The 19,860-nt window shown below is 37.9% G+C and carries 14 protein-coding genes and 8 tRNA genes; 5 read left to right on the forward strand and 17 right to left on the reverse strand.

Features of this window, described 5'->3' with window-relative positions; translation table 11 throughout:
* Window positions 1–88 precede the first annotated feature (88 nt).
* From FCJ93_RS10300 to glpA, 3 genes are read right to left on the reverse strand one after another with little or no spacing between them, the layout of a single operon-like run.
* Complete coding sequence (locus FCJ93_RS10300) at window positions 89–1,324, reverse strand: anaerobic glycerol-3-phosphate dehydrogenase subunit C (RefSeq protein WP_137743632.1); 1,236 nt, start codon at window positions 1,322–1,324, stop codon at window positions 89–91.
* A complete protein-coding gene (locus tag FCJ93_RS10305) occupies window positions 1,311–2,459 on the reverse strand; it encodes an FAD-binding protein (RefSeq protein WP_095314848.1) in 1,149 nt (382 codons plus the stop codon). Before FCJ93_RS10305 ends, FCJ93_RS10300 begins: the two co-directional genes overlap by 14 nt.
* On the reverse strand, window positions 2,452–4,074 hold the full coding sequence (gene glpA, locus FCJ93_RS10310) for an anaerobic glycerol-3-phosphate dehydrogenase subunit GlpA (protein ID WP_137743633.1): 1,623 nt from the start codon (window positions 4,072–4,074) through the stop codon (window positions 2,452–2,454). Before glpA ends, FCJ93_RS10305 begins: the two co-directional genes overlap by 8 nt.
* Window positions 4,075–4,407: 333 nt before the next feature.
* Between glpA and FCJ93_RS10315 the strand changes: the two genes are divergently transcribed.
* Complete coding sequence (locus FCJ93_RS10315) at window positions 4,408–5,043, forward strand: hypothetical protein (protein ID WP_170211283.1); 636 nt, start codon at window positions 4,408–4,410, stop codon at window positions 5,041–5,043.
* Window positions 5,044–5,266: 223 nt separating this feature from the next.
* Here FCJ93_RS10315 and FCJ93_RS10320 read toward each other — a convergent pair whose 3' ends face one another.
* The 12 genes from FCJ93_RS10320 to FCJ93_RS10375 form a co-directional block, all read right to left on the reverse strand.
* Complete coding sequence (locus tag FCJ93_RS10320; RefSeq protein ID WP_095314851.1) at window positions 5,267–6,505, reverse strand: S1C family serine protease; 1,239 nt, start codon at window positions 6,503–6,505, stop codon at window positions 5,267–5,269.
* A gap of 424 nt (window positions 6,506–6,929) precedes the next feature.
* A complete protein-coding gene (locus FCJ93_RS10325; protein WP_095314854.1) occupies window positions 6,930–8,324 on the reverse strand; it encodes a HAMP domain-containing sensor histidine kinase in 1,395 nt (464 codons plus the stop codon).
* Window positions 8,314–9,018: a response regulator transcription factor gene (locus FCJ93_RS10330; protein WP_095314852.1), complete on the reverse strand. Its 705-nt coding sequence runs from the start codon at window positions 9,016–9,018 to the stop codon at window positions 8,314–8,316. Before FCJ93_RS10330 ends, FCJ93_RS10325 begins: the two co-directional genes overlap by 11 nt.
* Window positions 9,019–9,988: 970 nt before the next feature.
* Window positions 9,989–10,414, reverse strand: a complete 426-nt coding sequence (locus tag FCJ93_RS10335) for a DUF4395 domain-containing protein (RefSeq protein WP_095314853.1) — start codon at window positions 10,412–10,414, stop codon at window positions 9,989–9,991.
* A gap of 135 nt (window positions 10,415–10,549) precedes the next feature.
* A tRNA-Gly gene (locus FCJ93_RS10340) sits at window positions 10,550–10,620 on the reverse strand.
* 554 nt (window positions 10,621–11,174) lie between these two features.
* Window positions 11,175–11,250, reverse strand: a tRNA-His gene (locus FCJ93_RS10345).
* 140 nt (window positions 11,251–11,390) lie between these two features.
* Window positions 11,391–11,474, reverse strand: a tRNA-Tyr gene (locus tag FCJ93_RS10350).
* 10 nt (window positions 11,475–11,484) lie between these two features.
* Window positions 11,485–11,557: transfer RNA gene (locus tag FCJ93_RS10355), tRNA-Phe, on the reverse strand.
* A 796-nt stretch (window positions 11,558–12,353) separates the two neighbouring features.
* A tRNA-Asp gene (locus tag FCJ93_RS10360) sits at window positions 12,354–12,427 on the reverse strand.
* A 96-nt stretch (window positions 12,428–12,523) separates the two neighbouring features.
* Window positions 12,524–12,613 (reverse strand) — tRNA-Ser (locus tag FCJ93_RS10365).
* A 14-nt stretch (window positions 12,614–12,627) separates the two neighbouring features.
* Window positions 12,628–12,704, reverse strand: a tRNA-Met gene (locus FCJ93_RS10370).
* A 73-nt stretch (window positions 12,705–12,777) separates the two neighbouring features.
* A tRNA-Glu gene (locus FCJ93_RS10375) sits at window positions 12,778–12,849 on the reverse strand.
* Window positions 12,850–13,818: 969 nt separating this feature from the next.
* On the opposite strand from FCJ93_RS10375, the gene FCJ93_RS10380 reads away from it, so the two are divergent.
* Entirely contained in the window at window positions 13,819–14,730 is a 912-nt protein-coding gene (locus FCJ93_RS10380) for a helix-turn-helix domain-containing protein (RefSeq protein ID WP_170211285.1), read from the forward strand.
* Between the two features lie 157 nt (window positions 14,731–14,887).
* Here FCJ93_RS10380 and FCJ93_RS10385 read toward each other — a convergent pair whose 3' ends face one another.
* Window positions 14,888–16,300 carry a SpoVR family protein gene (locus FCJ93_RS10385; protein ID WP_137743634.1) on the reverse strand — a complete coding sequence of 471 codons (1,413 nt, stop codon included), beginning with the start codon at window positions 16,298–16,300 and terminating at the stop codon, window positions 14,888–14,890.
* 272 nt (window positions 16,301–16,572) lie between these two features.
* Here FCJ93_RS10385 and FCJ93_RS10390 point away from each other — a divergent pair, with 272 nt between their 5' ends.
* Window positions 16,573–16,821, forward strand: a complete 249-nt coding sequence (locus tag FCJ93_RS10390) for a YhdB family protein (RefSeq protein WP_095314867.1) — start codon at window positions 16,573–16,575, stop codon at window positions 16,819–16,821.
* A gap of 44 nt (window positions 16,822–16,865) precedes the next feature.
* On the opposite strand, the gene FCJ93_RS10395 is transcribed toward FCJ93_RS10390, so the two are convergent.
* Window positions 16,866–18,593: a phospho-sugar mutase gene (locus FCJ93_RS10395; protein ID WP_137743635.1), complete on the reverse strand. Its 1,728-nt coding sequence runs from the start codon at window positions 18,591–18,593 to the stop codon at window positions 16,866–16,868.
* A gap of 280 nt (window positions 18,594–18,873) precedes the next feature.
* Here FCJ93_RS10395 and FCJ93_RS10400 point away from each other — a divergent pair, with 280 nt between their 5' ends.
* Together FCJ93_RS10400 and FCJ93_RS10405 are read left to right on the forward strand one after the other, a co-directional pair.
* The gene (locus FCJ93_RS10400) at window positions 18,874–19,308 is read left to right on the forward strand and encodes a disulfide oxidoreductase (RefSeq protein ID WP_095314869.1); all 435 of its coding nucleotides are present in this window, start codon (window positions 18,874–18,876) and stop codon (window positions 19,306–19,308) included.
* Window positions 19,309–19,779 carry a thioredoxin family protein gene (locus FCJ93_RS10405; protein WP_095314870.1) on the forward strand — a complete coding sequence of 157 codons (471 nt, stop codon included), beginning with the start codon at window positions 19,309–19,311 and terminating at the stop codon, window positions 19,777–19,779.
* Window positions 19,780–19,860: the final 81 nt, after the last annotated feature.

Genomic DNA, 19,860 nt, shown 5'->3' on the forward strand with positions numbered 1-19,860 from the left:
ACTGCTTTTTCATCCTTTTTGAGAATAAAAAAAAGCCAAATCTTCGATAAATAAGAAGATTTGACCCTTTTTCCAGCTCCTCACTTTGTTATTTTGGAGAAGCATGCACGCTTTCCTCGAGATTTTTCACATAAGATTGCGCGAGTACTTGCATTGGATGTTTGACATTTTTTGTCGTAAGTTGTTCTAATTGATTTCTGCACATGCCGCATTCAGTTACTGTATAATCGGCATCTGCGTCAGCAATTGCTTCAGACATTGATTTTCCTATTTTCATTGAAATCTCATATTTCTCTTCTTTAAATCCAAAAGTGCCGCATTGGCCACAGCAGCCTGCTGCTACATCTTGAATCTCATAGCCAGGAATAAGTCCAAGGATATCCATGGCTGGATTACCAATCCCCTGGCCCTTCATATGGCAAGGGGCATAATAACCTGCCTTGTCGTTCATTGGTGCAAGGTTTGAATTGAATTCACCCGCTTCTTTAAGCATACGCAAATACTCGTCAGCATCATAGACATGCTTCGCTAGCTCGTGTGCATCTGCTGATTGTAAATAATTTATATATTCCTTTTTAAAAGCAAAGGTGCAGCTCGTGCAAGTTAAAACAATATCATAACCTTGCCTTGTATACTCTAATAAACTTTCGATATTATACTTGGCATTCTTAAGGCCCTGCTCCATCTTACCGTTTGCAAACATTGGTACACCGCAGCATTTCTGTTTTGGAACTGCAACTTCAATACCGTTATGCTTCATTACCTCGACAAATGAGTCCGCCACTTCAGGGGCATTATAAGTAGCATAGCAGCCAACAAAATAGGCTACCTTTCTCTTAGTCTCTGAAGTTGTTTTTCTATATTTACGTTTAAAATTGTTAAAACGATACTGTGGAAATTTTCGTTCAGCAGGAATGCCCAGCACAATTTGCATTACTTGACGAACAGGCTTCATTGTCATCGCAGCATTGGTAATGGGTGCAAAGGCTGATGCAGCCACACCAACTAATTCAGCATTGCTTAAAACATGATCGCGAAGCTTTGTTCCTTCAATATCCGCATGAATCGCCTTCGCATACGCTGTTAGAGTAGAAACATGGACATTCTCCGGACAGGATATATCACAATTTCCACAAAGGGTGCATAATTCAATTCGCTTATCATCAATAACCTGTTGATTATCCGTAAGTCTTTTTAATTCTGGGCCTAAATGCTTTGGTCCGCCAAACTCAAGGGAAACATTTGAAACCGGACAAGTTGCTGTACAAGCATGGCACTTGAGGCAAGCATCAAATGAACGGTCTAGGAAGTTATAATTTTGCATGCTGGAGCCCTCCTAACTTCATATGCTGTTTACGTGCTGTAAACGTTTGATAACATGATAAAATGGAATAGACACCGCCAGTTATTCCGTATTGTGTCACGTTCATTCCGTTACTCGCGCCAACTAGCCATACATTTTCTGGACAGCTCATGTAGCAGCCATGATGATCAAGGTCAAGTCCCAATACTTTATCCTTATAGCCCGTAGCTGTTTTCTCTATTCCACCGCCTAACATCCCACCGGCTGCAATAATATAACTCTCTGACTTTATTTCTAAATTCGCACTTGTGATTACTGCTTGAACTTTATTGTCCTCGATTTTTGCACCGATGATGGTCGTGTTTTCATAAAATCTTACCCCAAGCTTTATGGCTTCTTTTTTTAATTTATCATGCAAGCGAATTGCTGTCGCATTGGGCGGCATTCCCGGTGCTTCCGTTATCGCAGCCTGCAATTGGATCGTTGCTTGTTCCAATACTTTCCGCCACTTATTAAACCCTAATGCGGCCGGAAAAATAAATAGCTCCGGCTTTGCTATTTTTTTAGCCGCCATTTTTATCTTGATTTGATCAAGAACATGCTGGCACACTTTTTCCTGATCTAGCAGATGTGCTGCATCAAGCTGCGACATTGTTCTTGAAGAACCTTTTCCAAGTGATACTGTCATCGTATCTACGTGTAAACTTGGCCTGCTTTTTTGTAAATTCCCTTTTACATACTTTGGAAGAAAATCCACTACCTCCTCAAAACCAACGATAACCACATGCCCTTGCTCAGGAATCGGTTTAATCGTATCTGGATAAAATGCCGTTTCCTTAAGATTACCCGATCCGGTAATTATTGTTATAGGTGCCTCTATATTTCCTTGATAGGGGTAACCAATTCGTTCCGTTAACTGAAAGTATTTTTTCGCAGCTTCATATATCGTTAATCGTGAACATGTATTTAACTTGTATTTCTCCATTAAATCTGCAAATCTGCTATCTTCCCCTGGAAGTATATCCAACACGCCTGCTGATTGAAAAATCTTGCCCAAACCAGTAGACACTAAAGCAACCTGCTTTCCTTCTTCACGACTCCAAATGGCTGTTAATAATCCAGTTAGCCCCTGTCCTACAATAATTTCATCATACATGTTGATTTGCCCCCTCCTTTAGACGTAATGAAACGTTGTAAATCGCCTCCATTAACTGTGCTTGTTTAGCCGTTTCACCTGTTGCGACAACGGTCATCCCCTTTTTACGTTCATTGAGAGCATCGTTTAATGCCCATGCTGCTTGTTCCGAAGTAGCTGCATCTTTTTCCACCGCTACCGCTGCTGCACGGTAACTGCAAAACGTCCCTTGACAAGGTCCCATTCCTAATCGTGTTCTTCTGCGAATATCCCCTAAATTAAAGGGACTATCCTCGGTCAACGTCGATTCTATTTCGGCCCATGTCACTTGCTCACATTCACAAATAACAGTCCGATCAATCGGACGTTGTTTTAATGACTGCTCAATCTTTTCTGCTTTTGTTCCTGCCCAATGAAATAATTTATGTTTCGCTGCGGGAGCCATATCGACTTCTTTAAAAAAACTTTGTGCTTCTCGATGAGGAACGATCTCCTCATCTGTCGTACAGCGAGCAGCAATATTCAGTTTTTCACAAACGATATCGACTGTTTTTTCAGCCATATAGCGAAAGGTTGTCAGCTTTCCGCCAGTAATGGTAATAAAGCCATCGACACCATCCCTCTGTTTATGATCCAGCAAGGCGATACCTCTCGTAACTGAGCGGCCACTTGTATCAGCGACTGTTGATTCTTGATAAAGAGGCCTGCTACCACTGAATGCTCGAATGAGGCGCATGTTCAACAAATCAGGAATTAACGCTGCACCTTCCTCCAACATCATTTCCAACTCTTGTCGATCTAAGCTAAAATCGTTCGGATCATCGACATTAACGCCTGTTGTTCCAAAGATCGTTACGTTATGGGCTGGAACAAAAATATCTGCATCGCCGGGTATTCTTAAACGATTGATTACCTGTCTGTTAAATCGATGATTAAGAACAGCAAGCATTCCTTTATTATTGATTAGATGCAAGGATATTCCTGCCATTTCAGCCAAGTTAGCCCCCCACGGTCCTGCAGCATTAATCACAATATCTCCACGAACTTCGATTTCTTCACCAGTATAACGATTCCGGACGAGTACTCCACTTACCCCGTTTGTTTCACGTATTATCTCAATCACTTCATGATAAGTTAATGCTCTAGCTCCTCTTGTTACTGCATCAGCAACAACATCAACGACTAGCGTAAAACAATCCACTGAACCATCTGGAACTGAATAAACAGCTTGTATCTTTTTACTTAAATAAGGTTCATCCTTAAACGCCTGTTCAAGAGGAATGTTCTTGACAGGAATGCCGACTTTTTCACATGCAGACACCCATTTTTGCACATAATCATCATCATCTTCTGGTACCTTCACAAATAAGCCGCCAGTTTGCTCGATTGAACCAGGAACTGTCTTTTTTAGGATAATATTCTCCCGATAACTTTCAATCGCCGCTTCTTCATCTCTTACCGCATACCTGCCACCTGAATGAAGGAGCCCGTGATTTCTTGAGGAAGTTCCATGACCAAGATCACGCTGTTCGACGAGGATTGCTTTAATTCCACGGACTGCCAGATCCCGAAGTACCCCCGCACCTGTTACACCGCCGCCAATTACAATCACTTGCGTTTCTATCTTTCTTCTCATGCCATTTCCTCCTATTGATTTCATAAAGCCAGCGTAATAAATGTTTTTGATTAAAAAAAGAAACCGCAAAAAACCTGATGGGCAGACCGAACCCAGACAGTTTTTTGCGGCTTCTCCAATTCTCCAGCCAACTATTATATTTTCACTATAAGAATACTATAAGATTTAGCGATGATACGATGGATTTCATGTCAATATTGTGAAAGGGAACATTAACGAGAATTAAATTTACTCCCTTTTTGGCAAAAACCGAATAACTCTCATAATTTTACATATTTTGGTTATCATAAATTTCGTGGTTCATTTAAATTTAAATAAAGGAGAAAATGTATGATGAAAAAAATAACAATGCTAGCAGCGATCCTTATTGTTGCTTTGACATGTAACCTATCATCTACTCTTGTTCATGCATCCCCTGAAAAGGACCATAAACATGGACATCATCATAGGTTGATTGAGCGTGAAAAAGCGGAACAATTAAAGGAACAGGGATACTCGAAACAAGAAATCTTCATGGCAGCAATATTAAGCAAAAAAGCGGATAAGAACATTCATGATGTTCTTGACTTATACAATAAAACGAAATCTTGGGAAAAAACAGCTCAACAGCTCGGAATTGATATGGAAGAATTTAAACGTATTGACGCTATGCGGAAGTGGGAAACCTTCGTTAAAAATAATGAAAAAGAGGTGCAGAAATACTTAGCGGAGTACGCCAATAAAACAGACGAGGAAATCGATAAATATATCAAAGATGGATTTCATTTGCGTTTTTTAATTGGAGCAGCAGCCCTCGCTAAGCTTAGTGAAAAGCCACTAGAAGAAATCATTGCTTACAAGAAAGAAAAAAAATCATTTCATGATGTGATGGAAACACTTGATATAAGCAAAGAAGAACTTCAGCAAGAACTCCAGCAATTTAAAAAAGATGTAAAAAAAACGCTTAAACAAGAGAGTCGTGATTCATAGTACCTTATTTATTGCCAACAGTATGTTTAATAGTCTCCCTATTGCTTCTGCATCAAAGCAATCTTTTTGCAAAAGCTGTACAGAACAGGGGACAGCTAAAAGCGTTCCTTATTAATAAAAAAGAGGCAAGTCGAAAGGTGGTAACCAGCTGCTCTTTCAACTTAGCCTCTCCATTTTATATGAAAGATCTTTCATTTTTTCCGAAAGATCTATTATTGGTACATCAACTTGCTTGAATATTGTTCGACAAGGTTATTTTTTCCTTGATTAGCTTCCCTTCTCTGTAAATCTCCAGTTTTACCTCATCGCCAATTTTCGCCTCTGTATACAAATATTTTCTTAATTCACTGGCAGTTTCCACTTTCTGTTCATTAATTGAAACTATGATATCCTGTGCCTTAATACCAGCTTCAGCAGCTGCCGAATTGGGGTCCACGTATGTCACCATTACACCCCCGGTCACATCATCAGGGAGATTTTGGTAATAAGCTGGAGGAATTTCATTTAAGCTGGCAAGACTAACTCCCATATACGGGCGGCTAATTTTTCCTGATTCAATGATTTCATTTACAATTGGAACGACATCATTGCTTGGAATCGCAAATCCCAATCCCTCAACTCCACTTTCAGATATTTTTAAACTATTTATGCCAATTACTTGTCCTTGTGAATTAATAAGAGCTCCCCCGCTATTGCCTGGGTTAATAGCTGCATCTGTTTGGATAACATTTAACTCCCATTCTCCAGCAGAAGTTGAAACGGCGATATTTCGATCTACGGCACTGACAATTCCTTGTGTGACTGTTCTTGAAAATTCCAATCCAAGAGGATTACCGATCGCTAGCACTTGGTCACCTGCTCTTAAAGTAGAAGAATCTCCAAATGAAAGTACATTATCTGCGTACTTTGCATCAATTTTCAAGACTGCTAAATCGGTGAGTGCATCAGCACCAATTAATTGAGCCGTCACTTTCTCACCATTATGAAGCGAAACTTCAATTTCTGATGCCCCTTCAATCACATGGTTGTTCGTCACAATGTAGGCAACATCATCTGTTTTCTTAAAAATCACACCCGAACCAGAACCGCTTTCCACCACCTCTGATGTTCTCGAAAAAGGATTGTTCTGCTGTTGTCTGTTTACAATCCCTACAATCGCAGAGGCCGTTTGGTCAACAATATCTGCAACTGAAGCCGATGAATTGTTTGTAGATGTCGGCATGATATTTACTTCATTTCCTTGTGTCGCAGCACCTTCAACATTTTCACTTCCTTCTGCAACTGGCTGATAGTAATCACGAAAAAAGTCAGTTTGCGGTATAACTGTCATCGTTAAAACTGAACCAACCACTCCCGCAGCTACCATACTGAGAAAACCTTTTAGTTTTGACTTCGTTTCTTTATCTTTAGGAGCAGCCGATTGCTCCACTATTTGGATCTCATTCTTGTTCAAATCATCCATCTTCAATTCCTCCTACCTCTCAAACTCTTTAAACAAATTTTATCCCTTAATTATGAACAAATAGTGACGAAACTTTTAAGAAGAACTGAATAAATCGAGAAAAATCTAGTCCTTTTTCTCTTTTGATACATAATCCTTCTAAATGTGTCGGATAAACTTCTGATTTGCTTTGAGTCCACTAATGCCAATAGAGGAATGCAAAAAGCACTCGTCGCGATATCGCACCGAATGCTCAAAACGATTTACTCCATATTAATAATTTTATATTGCTTATTTGAATCGATTTCATAATGTACCATCGCTAATTAAAAAACGAACAATATACGTTTTATAATCATTTATGTCCGCATTTACTCTTTAAAATAATGTAAAAGTCAAATGGACGTTCGTTTTTTAACTTGAAGTGCGCAGTTATGAAGTGGACTCATTTGTAAGGAATTTTAATAACAAATTTTGTTCCTTCTCCTTTTTCACTGAATACTTCAACAGAGCCATGATGAAGATGAATTAATTGTTTTACAATTGAGAGCCCTAAGCCAAACTCGCCGTATGGATTATTGGTTCGAGAAATTTCTGCTTTATAAAATCGATGCCAGATTTTTTCAATTTCCATCGTATCGATACCGATTCCCGTATCTTCTATTTCGATCACAGTATGATTATTTTCCATTCTTCCTTTTAAGCAAATACGGCCATTTTCGGTAAATTGTATGCTATTTTTCGTAATATTAATTAAAATTTGAATGAGTCGATCATAATCAGCAAGAATTCGGACATCTTCCTCGACTTTAATCTCAATCTGATTATTTTTCTCAGCTGCTTGTAACGTAAGCTGTTCCTGAATAATTTCAAAAACCTCTTGTAATTGTACGTCTTCTTTTTTTAATTTAATTTGATTGGACCTTATTTTATCATAATCAAGGTTTTCGTTAACTAAACGAATCAATCTCTTTGTTTCCTGACTGACTAGATTGATCCCTTTTTCTTTTTCTTCTTCCGCAATCATACCGTTTTTCAAACCTTCAATTACACCGCTTATCGTTGTTAAAGGAGTCCTTAACTCATGGGAAACATCTGACATAAAGTTCCTTCTGCGGTTTTCTAAGCTTTCAATTTCCTCAGCGGCGGTGTTAAGCTTCTTTACCATATGGTTAAAATCCTGCGCAAGTTCTCCAATTTCATCAAAATTTGATGGGGGGAGATTGACAGAGTAATCTCCTTTAGATACCATCGAAGTTGCTTCCTGAAGCCGTTTTATCCGATTTACGTGAACCTTCGATAGTAGCCAACTTGGTAAAATCGCCAGCGCAAATGCCAACAGAGCGGTAAAAAATAGGTATTGATTAATTTGACTAATCATTTCTCTTGAGCCACTTATTGGAGCCGTTAACAGGATTACCCCAATTAAAGTGTCATTCATGATATAAGGTAGAGCCACTAAAGTAACTTCTTGGTTGGAATGCTTAATTCTATTTCTTACAACATGAGGTTTCCCTTCAGCGATCTGATCGAGAACTTCATCTACAAGTCGTAAATTTCCACTTGGATATAGAAGGCTTCCTTCTTGATCAAAAATACTGAAGCTTATATTTCTCCCTTTCAAAACCAAACTATACTCATTCACAATATTTGAGACAGAGCGTGAGCCTCTCGTAATATCGTTAAGAATATTTTCTCCATAAGAAACGAGCTCATCAACCGTATTTTGGTACACTAATCGTTCAACATAGTGGGCAAAAACAATACTCATGATGAGGAAGGCAACTAAAAGAACGCCCATATGACTGATGAGCTGTTGATATAAATACTTAATTTTCACTGGTTTGGATCGTTTCATCAAATTTATACCCTACTCCCCAAACAGTATGAAAAAATGGTTGGTGATCTGTGCCTAATTTTTTCCTTAGTCTCTTAATATGGACATCAACAGTTCGCTCGTCCCCATAAAATTGATAACCCCAAACACGATCTAAGAGCTGTTCTCTTGTGAAAACTTGCTTTGGATGTTGAACAAAGTAGTATAGGAGGTCAAATTCTTTCGGTGTTAAATTTGTAATTGCCTCACCATCCAAATAAACTTCTCTTTTTTCCTTACTGATTTGAAAATGTTTCGTCACTAATAAGCCTTTCTCTATCTTCTCCATTGGACCCGAATGAACTCTGCGCGTAATTGCACGAATTCTGGCCATTAATGCCAAAGGACTAAATGGCTTTGTTACGTAATCATCCGCTCCCATCTCTAATCCAAGAACTTGGTCAGATTCACTGTCTTTTGCAGTCAACATAATAATAGGGATCGAATCTCCTTCTCCTCTTATTTTTCTACAGATTGAAACACCGTCCATTCCCGGAAGCATCCAATCAATAATTAAAAGATCCCACTCCCCTTCCTTATATCGTTCAAACCCTTTTAGTCCGTCATGGACATATTCGCCTTTTATACCCTCTTTCGAAAAAAACATATCAATCATAGAACAAACACTTTCATTATCCTCTATTACTAAAACATTCATCTTTTCCACTCCCGTAAAAACTGAATCTACTGCAAATTCCTTTCAAATTTAACATAAGACTATTTAATTATTTTAGCAACTCTTTGCAAATATTTTCTTCTATTTTATATTTATTTCTTTACAAACACCCATAGTTTTCACTACCAATACGAAGCATATAGTATATTTCTTAAAAATGAGGTTTAAAAAAGGAGCAAATACATGTTTATTGAAATAGATAAGTAACAAAGTTTATTATAAAATGCGCGAACATAAACTGCATTATATACCTTAAACAAGTTTAAAAAGAGTAAAAACCGTGAATATAACAATATCGATATGATAAATAGAAAGGAGGACCGTTTATGGTAAAAACAGACATCGATCAACTGCTTGAAGAAACAGAGGACCTGGCTATGGATGTTAGTCACCTTATTATAAAGAATGTTGAAATTGATCGATTATTGGACAGCACCCAAGATTGAGCAAAAAAGAAGGCTACTCATAGAGTGCTCTCTAGTTTTTGACCAGCATGAACAATGGAAATTACCCAGGATCATCTGTAAAGATTAATTGGAAGATCCCTTTGTAGTGTGAACTATAATCGTAAATAGCTCTCCTTATACTCTGCCATTTTGAAGAATGTGTTGAGGACGCATATTCAACTCAATCCCCTCATTGGTCATAATGATTAAATAATTCCAGTATGTAAATTTAAAAACTCACGAACAGAGCTCAGCTATTTTTGTTAATTTTTCCTCAGAGTCTGCTGACGGTATTATGAAGAAAAACATTCTCATCGATGCATCCCAGCAATTTTCTGAAGGACAAGCATTCCTATAAATATTCACGCTTTATTTTTACTTTTTTTACAAAAGTTCAGCTTTAAGCATAAAAAACCGCTCGAATTCAAACTGCTCTTGTTTCATAATAAGAGCAGCCTTTCGAACGGCTTTCTTTTGATAATGAAAGTTGACTCCTACATCATCGGTCAGCTCATTGATTTTCGATATTGATACTGTTGCCATTGAAAACGAATATAACATCCAATACAAAAACCAAGAATTGCAATAAACGCTGCCAATGCAACAATAGTTGTAAAGATCCAAGCGATAATTGTCCAGTCAAATACATACCCTGTGTAACCAAGCCCTAAGCAGACAACAGATATTGCTTGATTAAACTGTTGTTGATCAAAATCTTCAGGTATATATGCAGAGGGCGCTTTTCTTAAAAATTTCCTTCCTGCTGCGATAATCGGATTAACTTTAAAAATAAGCCCAATAAGACCAAAAATGAACGGGAACAACAAGATCATTTCTTGTTGAGTAATCCAAGTTAAGAGAACACTCAGAACAATAACCCATTGATTTAACCTCACCAATGGTCTTGGAATTGATTTAGGTTTGCCCTTCATGCAAAACCCACCTATCATATAAGAATTATATGTTATTGTGAGTATACTCGATCTAGAGCAATTTGTGAAGTATAAGTGATAGTAAATATAAAGAAAAAGGATGCTCTAGCACTGACTAGAACATCCTTTTAAGGAAGCGGGTGATGGGAATCGAACCCACGACAACAGCTTGGAAGGCTGTGGTTTTACCATTAAACTACACCCGCATTTTTATTGTAATTATACTAAATTCTTTCTTCCCCTGTTCGGGCCTTACATGCCTCCAACTCTTCTCGCCTTTTCTTTGTAGCACTGTCGTCGAGGCAACTCGGCGCCCATTCATTGATGCTTTGCTCGTGGCTGTGGTTTTACCATTAAACTACACCCGCATTTTTATTGTAATTATACTAAATTCTTTCTTCCCCTGTTCGGGCCTTACATGCCTCCAACTCTTCTCGCCTTTTCTTTGTAGCACTGTCGTCGAGGCAACTCGGCGCCCATTCATTGATGCTTTGCTCGTGGCTGTGGTTTTACCATTAAACTACACCCGCATTTTTTTTATACTCTTATTTTTTTTTCGTTTCCCCGGCTCTGGCCTTACATGCCTCCAACTCTTCTCGCTGTTTCTTTGTAGCATTATCGTCGAGGCAACTCGGCGCCCATTCATTGATGCTTTGCTCGTGGCTGTGGTTTTACCATTAAACTACACCCGCAATTTAATTAAAATCTTTATTAATTTTTGTCTTCCTGAATCCGGCATTACAGGATTTTGAAATATAAATGGGGCGATCGATGGGAATCGAACCCACGAGTGTCGGAGCCACAATCCGATGCGTTAACCACTTCGCCACGACCGCCATGATTCTATTATTAAAGTATGCCTTTGCTCGTTTTGCTCTATACTAGCACTATTACGAAAATTATTAATAAATGCTATTTTACTTCGCTGCGTTTCGTTCAAAGTAACATCTCTTATTTTCACTAAGGTGAAAATGTCTGGTGGAGGGGGACGGATTCGAACCGCCGAACCCGAAGGAGCGGATTTACAGTCCGCCGCGTTTAGCCACTTCGCTACCCCTCCAACTAAAAAATGGCTCAGGACGGAATCGAACCGCCGACACAAGGATTTTCAGTCCTTTGCTCTACCGACTGAGCTACTGAGCCATAATAATATTCTATTCCTACAGCAAATCTTTCCGTTGTCCTTCGTCCTCATCTCAGTTAGCTTATTCAAGTTGATGCTCGATGAGTACGCTGTTGCCTTTTCTTGAAGTTTATTCACCGTGCTCTACCGACTGAGCTACTGAGCCAAAATAATATTCTATTCCTACAGCAAATCTTTCCGTTGTCCTTCGTCCTCATCTCAGTTAGCTTATTCAAGTTGATACTCGATGAGTACGCTGTTGCCTTTTCTTGAAGTTTATTCACCGTGCTCTACCGACTGAGCTACTGAGCCATAATAATATTCTATTCCTACAGCAAATCTTTCCGTTGTCCTTCGTCCTCATCTCAGTTAGCTTATTCAAGTTGATGCTCGATGAGTACGCTGTTGCCTTTTCTTGAAGTTTATTCACCGTGCTCTACCGACTGAGCTACTGAGCCATAATACTATTCTATTCCTACAGCAAATCTTTCCGTTGTCCTTCGTCCTCATCTCAGTTAGCTTACCCAAGTTGATGCTCGATGAGTACGCTGTTGCCTTTTCTTGAAGTTTATTCACCGTGCTCTACCGACTGAGCTACTGAGCCATAATACTATTCTATTCCTACAGCAAATCTTTCCGTTGTCCTTCGTCCTCATCTCAGTTAGCTTATTCAAGGGGATGCTCGATGAGTACGCTGTTGCTTTTTCTTGAAGCTTTTTCACCGTGCTCTACCGACTGAGCTACTGAGCCATAATACTATTCTTTTCCTAGTCAACAAACTTATTCAAGTTGTGGTTCGGTGAATATATTAAATAACGGTCCGGACGGGACTCGAACCCGCGACCTCCTGCGTGACAGGCAGGCATTCTAACCAACTGAACTACCGGACCCTCCTGCATTTTCTAAATCAAATAAAGGCCTTTAATTCAGAGAAGCTCAGAACATAAAAAATCATACATTTATTTACTAGCAGATTTTTAAAAATACGGAGGAAGAGGGATTCGAACCCCCGCGCGGTTTAACCCGCCTGTCGGTTTTCAAGACCGATCCCTTCAGCCAGACTTGGGTATTCCTCCATGTTAATATAGAATGGTAGCGGCGGAGGGGATCGAACCCCCGACCTTACGGGTATGAACCGTACGCTCTAGCCAGCTGAGCTACACCGCCATAATATAATGCTTTACTTTTATAAAGCAAATTATTTTCGCCTTCATCATTCAATACGTTGAAAAAATGTATATGACCCGTACGGGATTCGAACCCGTGTTACCGCCGTGAAAGGGCGGTGTCTTAACCGCTTGACCAACGGGCCAAAATCTTTCAAACATTTTTTGAAAACAGCTATATCAATATAACACCCCGAAAAGGATGCCGTCAATGCTTTTTTTCAAAATTTTCCCCGAGTTAAAAGTAAAGACCATTTTAAAGTTTTCTCAGCTATTCGAATAAACTAAAATGTCGTTGTACTTTGATAGATAAATCCGTTCTTCTTTGTACAATCATCTCAATACAGGAGAAATAAAAAATGAAATACGCCAATTATCTTTGTTATTTTAATCAGTAAATATGCATTTAACAGTGATTGCTGTCTGGGTATACACAATGTTTTACTCAGTGCAATCTTCTTCGTAAAATGCACGATATTATTTAAAGTAACAAGATCATGCATAAAACAGATGAATTTAGAGTGGAATCGGATTTATTGGAAAGCTGATTGTAAAAAACAACATCCTCACCTTGCCGATACAACTAACACCTCTAAAAAATCGTCAGCAAGGACAAAAAAAGAACTACCTTTAATAGTAGCTCTTTAGTAAGATGAATCTATAATTTTAACGTCTTTAATATTTACCAGTTGGACATCGTAAGTAAGATTTGAATTTCGAATTTCGATCATGCCATTATGATAATTAAAGATGATAGTGTATCGCTCTTCATTATATAAGACGTCTTTACCTAACACTTGTCACAACTCCATCTCTATCAAAAAATAGCATTCACATCGCTCACTCTCAGTGCATAACTCCAGGCTCAGGCTCATTAATGGTAATTGGTGCATCAGGGGCATGGTATGTTCCGAAAAACGCAATCAAAACAATCAGTAAACTACTTAGAAATCTTTTCATTTCTCCAACCTCCTTTTTACAAAAATTTTATCATGTAAAAAGAAAGGGTGAATTTGGCGAATTTCCTGATATAATAAGGATAAAGGGTTGTTTTCTTAAAATTTCAGATGTTTTTGGCCTTCATAATAAATATAGTTATATTCGGAGTGATTTATATGGCAAGATATTTAGGTCAACGAATTAAAGAAGCTAGGGAACGCCTTGGATTGTCCCAATTTGAAACAAGCAAAGATATATGCACGCAAGCATACATTAGCAAAATTGAGAGCGGCAATGTTTTTCCAACTGCTGATATTTTGCTGAAACTAGCGGATCGATTTAGTGTCGATATTTCGTACCTCCTTGATATCTCTAGCATTCCCAGACATGATTATGTTATTGACACTTTCTCTGAAATCCGCGAAGCCATCAACAATCGTGATTATGAATTAGTGCGAAGAATCATTATTTCCGAATCCGATAACGAGTTATTTAAAGAGAAAAAATTATATCAATTCCTAAAATGGCATGAAGGAATTTGTTATTTTCAATTAGATCATGATCTTCATAATTCCATCCAATGTTTTGACGAGGCGCTTAGCCTCACAGCTTCTAATAAAAAACTCTACTCTGAACGTGAAATTGAAATCCTCATTAGTAAAGCAAATATTTATAGCCAATGTCAAATGTATGACGAGGCCATCGAAATATACAATGAAGCCATAAATCATCTAAATAAACTGACAGATATTATTAATAAACATGTCCCGGTAAGATTAAATTACAATTATGCCAGAGTACTGCGGTTGCACTCAAGAAATGCCGAATCTATCCAAATTTGTGAAAAAGGGCTAAAACTTACCGAGAAATATCAACTTATGTATTTAAAAGGTGATTTATATTTTCAAAAAGCACTGAGTCATAAAGCCTTAAATGAAAATGAAAAGGCGATTGAATCCTTTAATTTAGCAGAGATGGTTTACATATTGGAGCATAATGATACATCACTGCGTATGGTAAAATATCACGTTACGGAAGTAAACAAAGCTCTCACTGTTCATGACCGTCATGAGCCGCTTTTTTTGTAATACACCCTACCCGGAGTAAATTATACCCCGGGTACCTTTATTGAATGAAACCATATTATTGATAAAACGTTTTTTTGTTCATTTTGTCTGAACCTTGGTTTCACACGCCCTTTAGTAAGTAAAAATCAATACTTACAGATAATTAACAAAGTCAATTTCAAAGATATTTTCGATGAACGCCTTTTCCATCATACGTAAAAAGCATATTCCGGTCCTCGATAATCGTTTCAATATGAACGCCTCTGCCCCAAAGCTGATAAATATAAGGAAGCACCTTTTCTAAATATTTCAAGTCAAGTTCAATTCCTTCATACCAATGTTTAATGTAGAGTTCACCATTTTTCAAATAATCTCCATCAGTGACAGTTAAATAAGGGAAACCGCCATTCACTCGCATATTAACGAGTTGATCTCTCACTTCCTGCCAATCTTTATCGACAATTTTGTAATCTCGACCTTGTTTTTGAAATAAATACATGTCTTCACGCATAACAAGATCCTTCGTTAAGTAATTTCTTAAAAATGAGATATCCGATTCAATTTCGCGTACTTCGAACATTTTTTCTCTTCCGGAATTTTCCTTTACTCCGCGCTCTTTCATTTCTTCAGTCGGATGATTATAGCGTTCCTCTATATCTTCAAAAATTTTCAGCCCTAAATAGTACGGATTGACTCCTGTCCTTGACGGCTGAACAACCCCTGCATTAAGTTTGGCAAATTCTAGCGCTTCATCAGAAGAAAGATCCATCTCTCGCAAAATTCTTTGATGCCAAAACGAAGCCCAGCCTTCATTCATAATTTTTGTCTCTAATTGAGGCCAAAAATAAAGCATTTCCTCCCTCATCATCGTCAAAATATCCCGTTGCCATTCCGTTAATTCACGGCTATAGTTCTCTATAAATAACAGAATGTCTTTTTCAGGTTGCGGCGGAAATTTTCGCTTTTTCTTTTTCTTAACACTTTTCTCTCCATCTTTCTTATCTAAATTCCATAGATCATCATAAGGACTTGCTTTTATCTCTTCTTCTTCAAATTCCTCATCGTCCAACGTCCAAGAGAGCTTCGGCCGCATTAAAGAAGGATCAATATGCTCTTCAATCGCCAACACCGCATCAAGAAATTCCTCCACTTCCTTTTTACCATGCTCGATCTCATATTGGCGAATTCTTTCGGCAGTCGCAGACATGCTTTCAACCATATCTCGTTTCGTATTTTGAAAACGAACATTATTTTTGAAGAAATCACAATGTGCCAACACATGGGCAACAATCAATTTATTTTGGATTAGTGAATTTGAATCCAGTAAAAAAGCGTAGCAAGGATTTGAGTTAATGACGAGCTCATATATTTTAGAAAGTCCTAAATCGTAATGAAGTTTCATTTTATGAAATTGTTTTCCAAAGCTCCAATGTGAGAATCGGGTCGGCATACCATATGCACCAAATGTATATATAATATCAGCCGGGCAAATTTCATACCTCATTGGGTAAAAATCCAGCCCGAATCCTGAAGCAATTTCCGTAATTTCATCGATCGCGTATTCCAGTTTTTTACGCTCTTCCTCTTTCATTTGTTTTCCTCCTTCATGGTCTTATCACCAATGTATGAGACAAAAACAAAAATGATGAGATTGATTTTTACCTTCACGCTTTTATCGTAACGTTGACTTTCTTATAAAAGAAGAGCGAAATTCTTCATTCATAGCTGTTTGCATTTTCAGCGTTTTTTACACAGGTAAATGCTGTTCTTTCCAATTAACAAGATGACCAACATTTACAGAGAAAGTTTATAAGTTCTCAGCACAGACTATAATCAACTCCTTAAAAAAGGAGATGAGGAAAAATGGATTCAGTTGATTATGACCGGGCATTGTATTATACCCATCGTTCCGAGTGGGACAATTTACTAATTTTAATGGTGCGCACAAAGGATCATTTTTTAGCAAAGAAAATTGAACATTTCTTACATGCCTATAATTTTGAAAAAGACTATATGGTAATTGAGCAACACTTATATTCTTTATTAAGATACATCGACCATGCAAACAGCCACCTTGAAGAACAACAAGAGTTAAGCGCGAACTGGATGTAATCAGAATTCCACCACAAAAAAGACACGGTCCGCGACCGTGTCTTTTAAAACGAATCATTCATTTTTTTATGAACAACATTCATAAAGCTCTCTTCTAATGCCTTTAGTTTTATTTGACTTTCCTCTAAGGTATCGCCTTTAACACTGAAATAAAATTTGATTTTCGGCTCTGTACCTGAAGGTCTCAAACAAACCCACGATCCATCTTCAAGAAAGTATTTCAATACATTTGATCTTGGCAAATCAATTTTCTCTTTCCCTGTTTCCGTAGTCCGTATGCTTTCTAAGTAGTCCTCCTGTTTGATTACCCTTTGTCCACCGATCTCCAGTAACGGAATCTTTCTAAAAGAAGCCAGTAAACGTTCGATCCTTTCTGCTCCAGACTTTCCCTTTAATGTTAAGGATTGAAGTCCTTCTTGATAAAAGCCATATTTTTTATAAAGAGACAATAACGCCTCGTATAATGACAATCCTTTTTCCTTATAAAAAGCACATACTTCTGTCGCTAAAAGTGCTGCCTGCACAGCATCTTTATCTCGAGCGAATGCTCCAATTAAATACCCATAGCTCTCCTCATATCCGAACAAAAACTGGTATTTCCCAGATGCCTCAAATTGCTTTATTTTTTCAGCAATAAATTTAAACCCCGTCAGAACATCGATCGTTTCGACTCCATATGATGAGGCAACAGCTCTTCCAAGCTCTGATGTAACAATGGTTTTCAACATTACACCATTTTTCGGAAGCGTGTCTTTCTCCACCTTTTCCGCAAGTAAATAATGAAGCAATAATGCTCCAGTTTGATTTCCAGTAAGTATTTGATATTCACCGCTTAAATTCTTGACTGCAATTCCAAGACGATCTGCATCAGGATCGGTAGCAATTAACAAATCTGCATTTATCTCCAAGCCCTTTTCAATCGCAAGTGTGAATGCTTCATGCTCCTCAGGATTTGGACTCTTAACGGTTGAAAATTGAGGATCAGGTTGTTCTTGTTCTTTCACAACGGTAACATTTGTATAGTTCAATAACTCTAGACCTTTTTGAACCAACTTATTAGCTGTTCCATGCAACGGAGTAAAGACAATTTTAATTGCTGATTTTTGGCCAAGATCATTTTCAGAAATTGTCACAAGTTTCTCCAAATAAGCTCGATCAACTTCCTCACCTATTATTTTAATCAAACCTAGTTGCTTTAACTCTTTTTCTGTATCGACTTGAATGCGGAGCTCATCTTCAATTTCATTGACTTTAGCAATGACAATATCCGCCTCTTTTGGGGTTAGCTGAGCCCCATCTTCCCCGTACACTTTATACCCGTTATATTCTGGCGGATTATGACTGGCAGTAATAACAATACCTGAAAAAGCCTGTAAATAACGAACGGCAAAAGATAACTCCGGAGTAGGTCTTAATTCATTAAATATGTAGGTTTGAATGCCTCTTGTCGCTAATGTCTTGGCTGCTTCCATCGCAAATTCTTGCGACTTATAGCGTGAATCATAGGCGATTACAACACCTCTTCTTTTCGCATCTGCTCCAAATGAATCAATAAAGGACGCTAATCCTGCCGACGCTTTCCGAATGGTGTAAAGATTCATACGATTTATGCCTGCGCCAATTTCGCCGCGCATGCCTCCGGTGCCGAATTCTAAATTTTTATAAAATGCCTCTTCTAATTCCGTTTCGTTCAAAGAAAGTAACTGAGTCTTCAATTCAGAATCTAGATCATGGTATTGAAACCATCTTTCCACATCTTTTTTCCAACCCATACTATCCCCCCAGACCTCAAAAATGGAATCTCTATCCATTATAGCTCACTCTTTCATTCTATGGACAAATTTTTAAAATATCTCTTCTCTAACTTCATAAATACTACTTAAAGTTAAAAATTTTGCCAATAAACTTAATATTGTTCATTCTTTCGTTAGCAAATTGTACATGATACCTAAAAAAGTTTTAAAAATTTTCATAATCTCTTAATCGTTTAATTTGAAAAACAACTGTTAACAGCATAAAATAATGGGGACTAACTTTAAAGGAATTGGTGTAATGAGCGAAAAAAAAGATCAAAGGGAATCACTTATCTTTATTGCTTGGGCCGCATCTGTTATTGCTATGTTTGGAAGCTTGTATTTTTCTGAGGTTCGCCAGTATGAACCATGCGAATTGTGTTGGTATCAAAGGATCATTATGTACCCCTTCGTCGTTATTTTAGGGATTGCCACAGTAAAGAAGGATTATAAAATCTCCTTATATACGATGGTATTATCAGCTATAGGAGGGATGATATCCCTGTATCATTACGGTATTCAAAAGCTCTCCTTTTTAGCTGATGCAGCACCTGCATGTGGTCGTATTCCATGTACTGCCGCATACATAAACTGGTTTGGATTTATTACGATTCCATTCCTTGCGCTTACCGCTTTTGTTATTATTTTTATTTGTAGTCTTCTCATCTGGAAAAAAACAAAGGAGGTTTCCTAATTGAAAAAAGTAATTATTTTTCTTGCCATTATTGTTGTTCTATTCGCTGGTGTAGCCCTATTAACGAAAATGCAAAATGAGGAAAAAGTGTCCGAGGATAATAAATATCAAAAGGATTCTTTACATCCGGAAACGATCGCACAGTTGGATGATCCAAACTATCAAAACCTTATCCTACCTGAAGAGTTAAAAGAAAAATTGGATAATAAAGAAGACGTCACGGTTTATTTTTATAGTCCCACATGCTCACATTGTCAACGGACAACCCCAGTCGTTGCACCTCTCGCAGAGGAGATGGGAATTGATTTAGTGCAGTATAACCTATTAGAATTTGAAAACGGCTGGGATCAATACGGCATTTCAGAAACTCCAACTATTGTTCAATATCGAAATGGGGAAGAGACAGAACGTATTGTCGGTTATAAGGAAAAAGAAATTTTCGAAGAATGGTTTAATCAAAACAGTAAATAGCGAACTGAAGCCTTAGGTCCCATCAAAAATGATATCGACTTTAGCAAAAAAACGAAAACGAATCTTAGATCGTTTTCGTTT

Source organism: Robertmurraya siralis, assembly GCF_005502275.1.
In the GTDB taxonomy this organism is placed as follows: Bacteria; Bacillota; Bacilli; order Bacillales; family Cytobacillaceae; genus Robertmurraya; species Robertmurraya siralis.

Coding starts and splice junctions, on each gene's coding strand:
- FCJ93_RS10335 (WP_095314853.1), bottom strand. CDS start 10,414: ATGAAGGGCAAACCTAAATCAATTCCAAGACCATTGGTGAGGTTAAAT.
- FCJ93_RS10305 (WP_095314848.1), bottom strand. CDS start 2,459: ATGTATGATGAAATTATTGTAGGACAGGGGCTAACTGGATTATTAACA.
- FCJ93_RS10320 (WP_095314851.1), bottom strand. CDS start 6,505: ATGGATGATTTGAACAAGAATGAGATCCAAATAGTGGAGCAATCGGCT.
- FCJ93_RS10330 (WP_095314852.1), bottom strand. CDS start 9,018: ATGAATGTTTTAGTAATAGAGGATAATGAAAGTGTTTGTTCTATGATT.
- FCJ93_RS10300 (WP_137743632.1), bottom strand. CDS start 1,324: ATGCAAAATTATAACTTCCTAGACCGTTCATTTGATGCTTGCCTCAAG.
- FCJ93_RS10390 (WP_095314867.1), top strand. CDS start 16,573: ATGGATTCAGTTGATTATGACCGGGCATTGTATTATACCCATCGTTCC.
- FCJ93_RS10315 (WP_170211283.1), top strand. CDS start 4,408: ATGAAAAAAATAACAATGCTAGCAGCGATCCTTATTGTTGCTTTGACA.
- FCJ93_RS10385 (WP_137743634.1), bottom strand. CDS start 16,300: ATGAAAGAGGAAGAGCGTAAAAAACTGGAATACGCGATCGATGAAATT.
- glpA (WP_137743633.1), bottom strand. CDS start 4,074: ATGAGAAGAAAGATAGAAACGCAAGTGATTGTAATTGGCGGCGGTGTA.
- FCJ93_RS10400 (WP_095314869.1), top strand. CDS start 18,874: ATGAGCGAAAAAAAAGATCAAAGGGAATCACTTATCTTTATTGCTTGG.
- FCJ93_RS10395 (WP_137743635.1), bottom strand. CDS start 18,593: ATGGGTTGGAAAAAAGATGTGGAAAGATGGTTTCAATACCATGATCTA.
- FCJ93_RS10380 (WP_170211285.1), top strand. CDS start 13,819: ATGGCAAGATATTTAGGTCAACGAATTAAAGAAGCTAGGGAACGCCTT.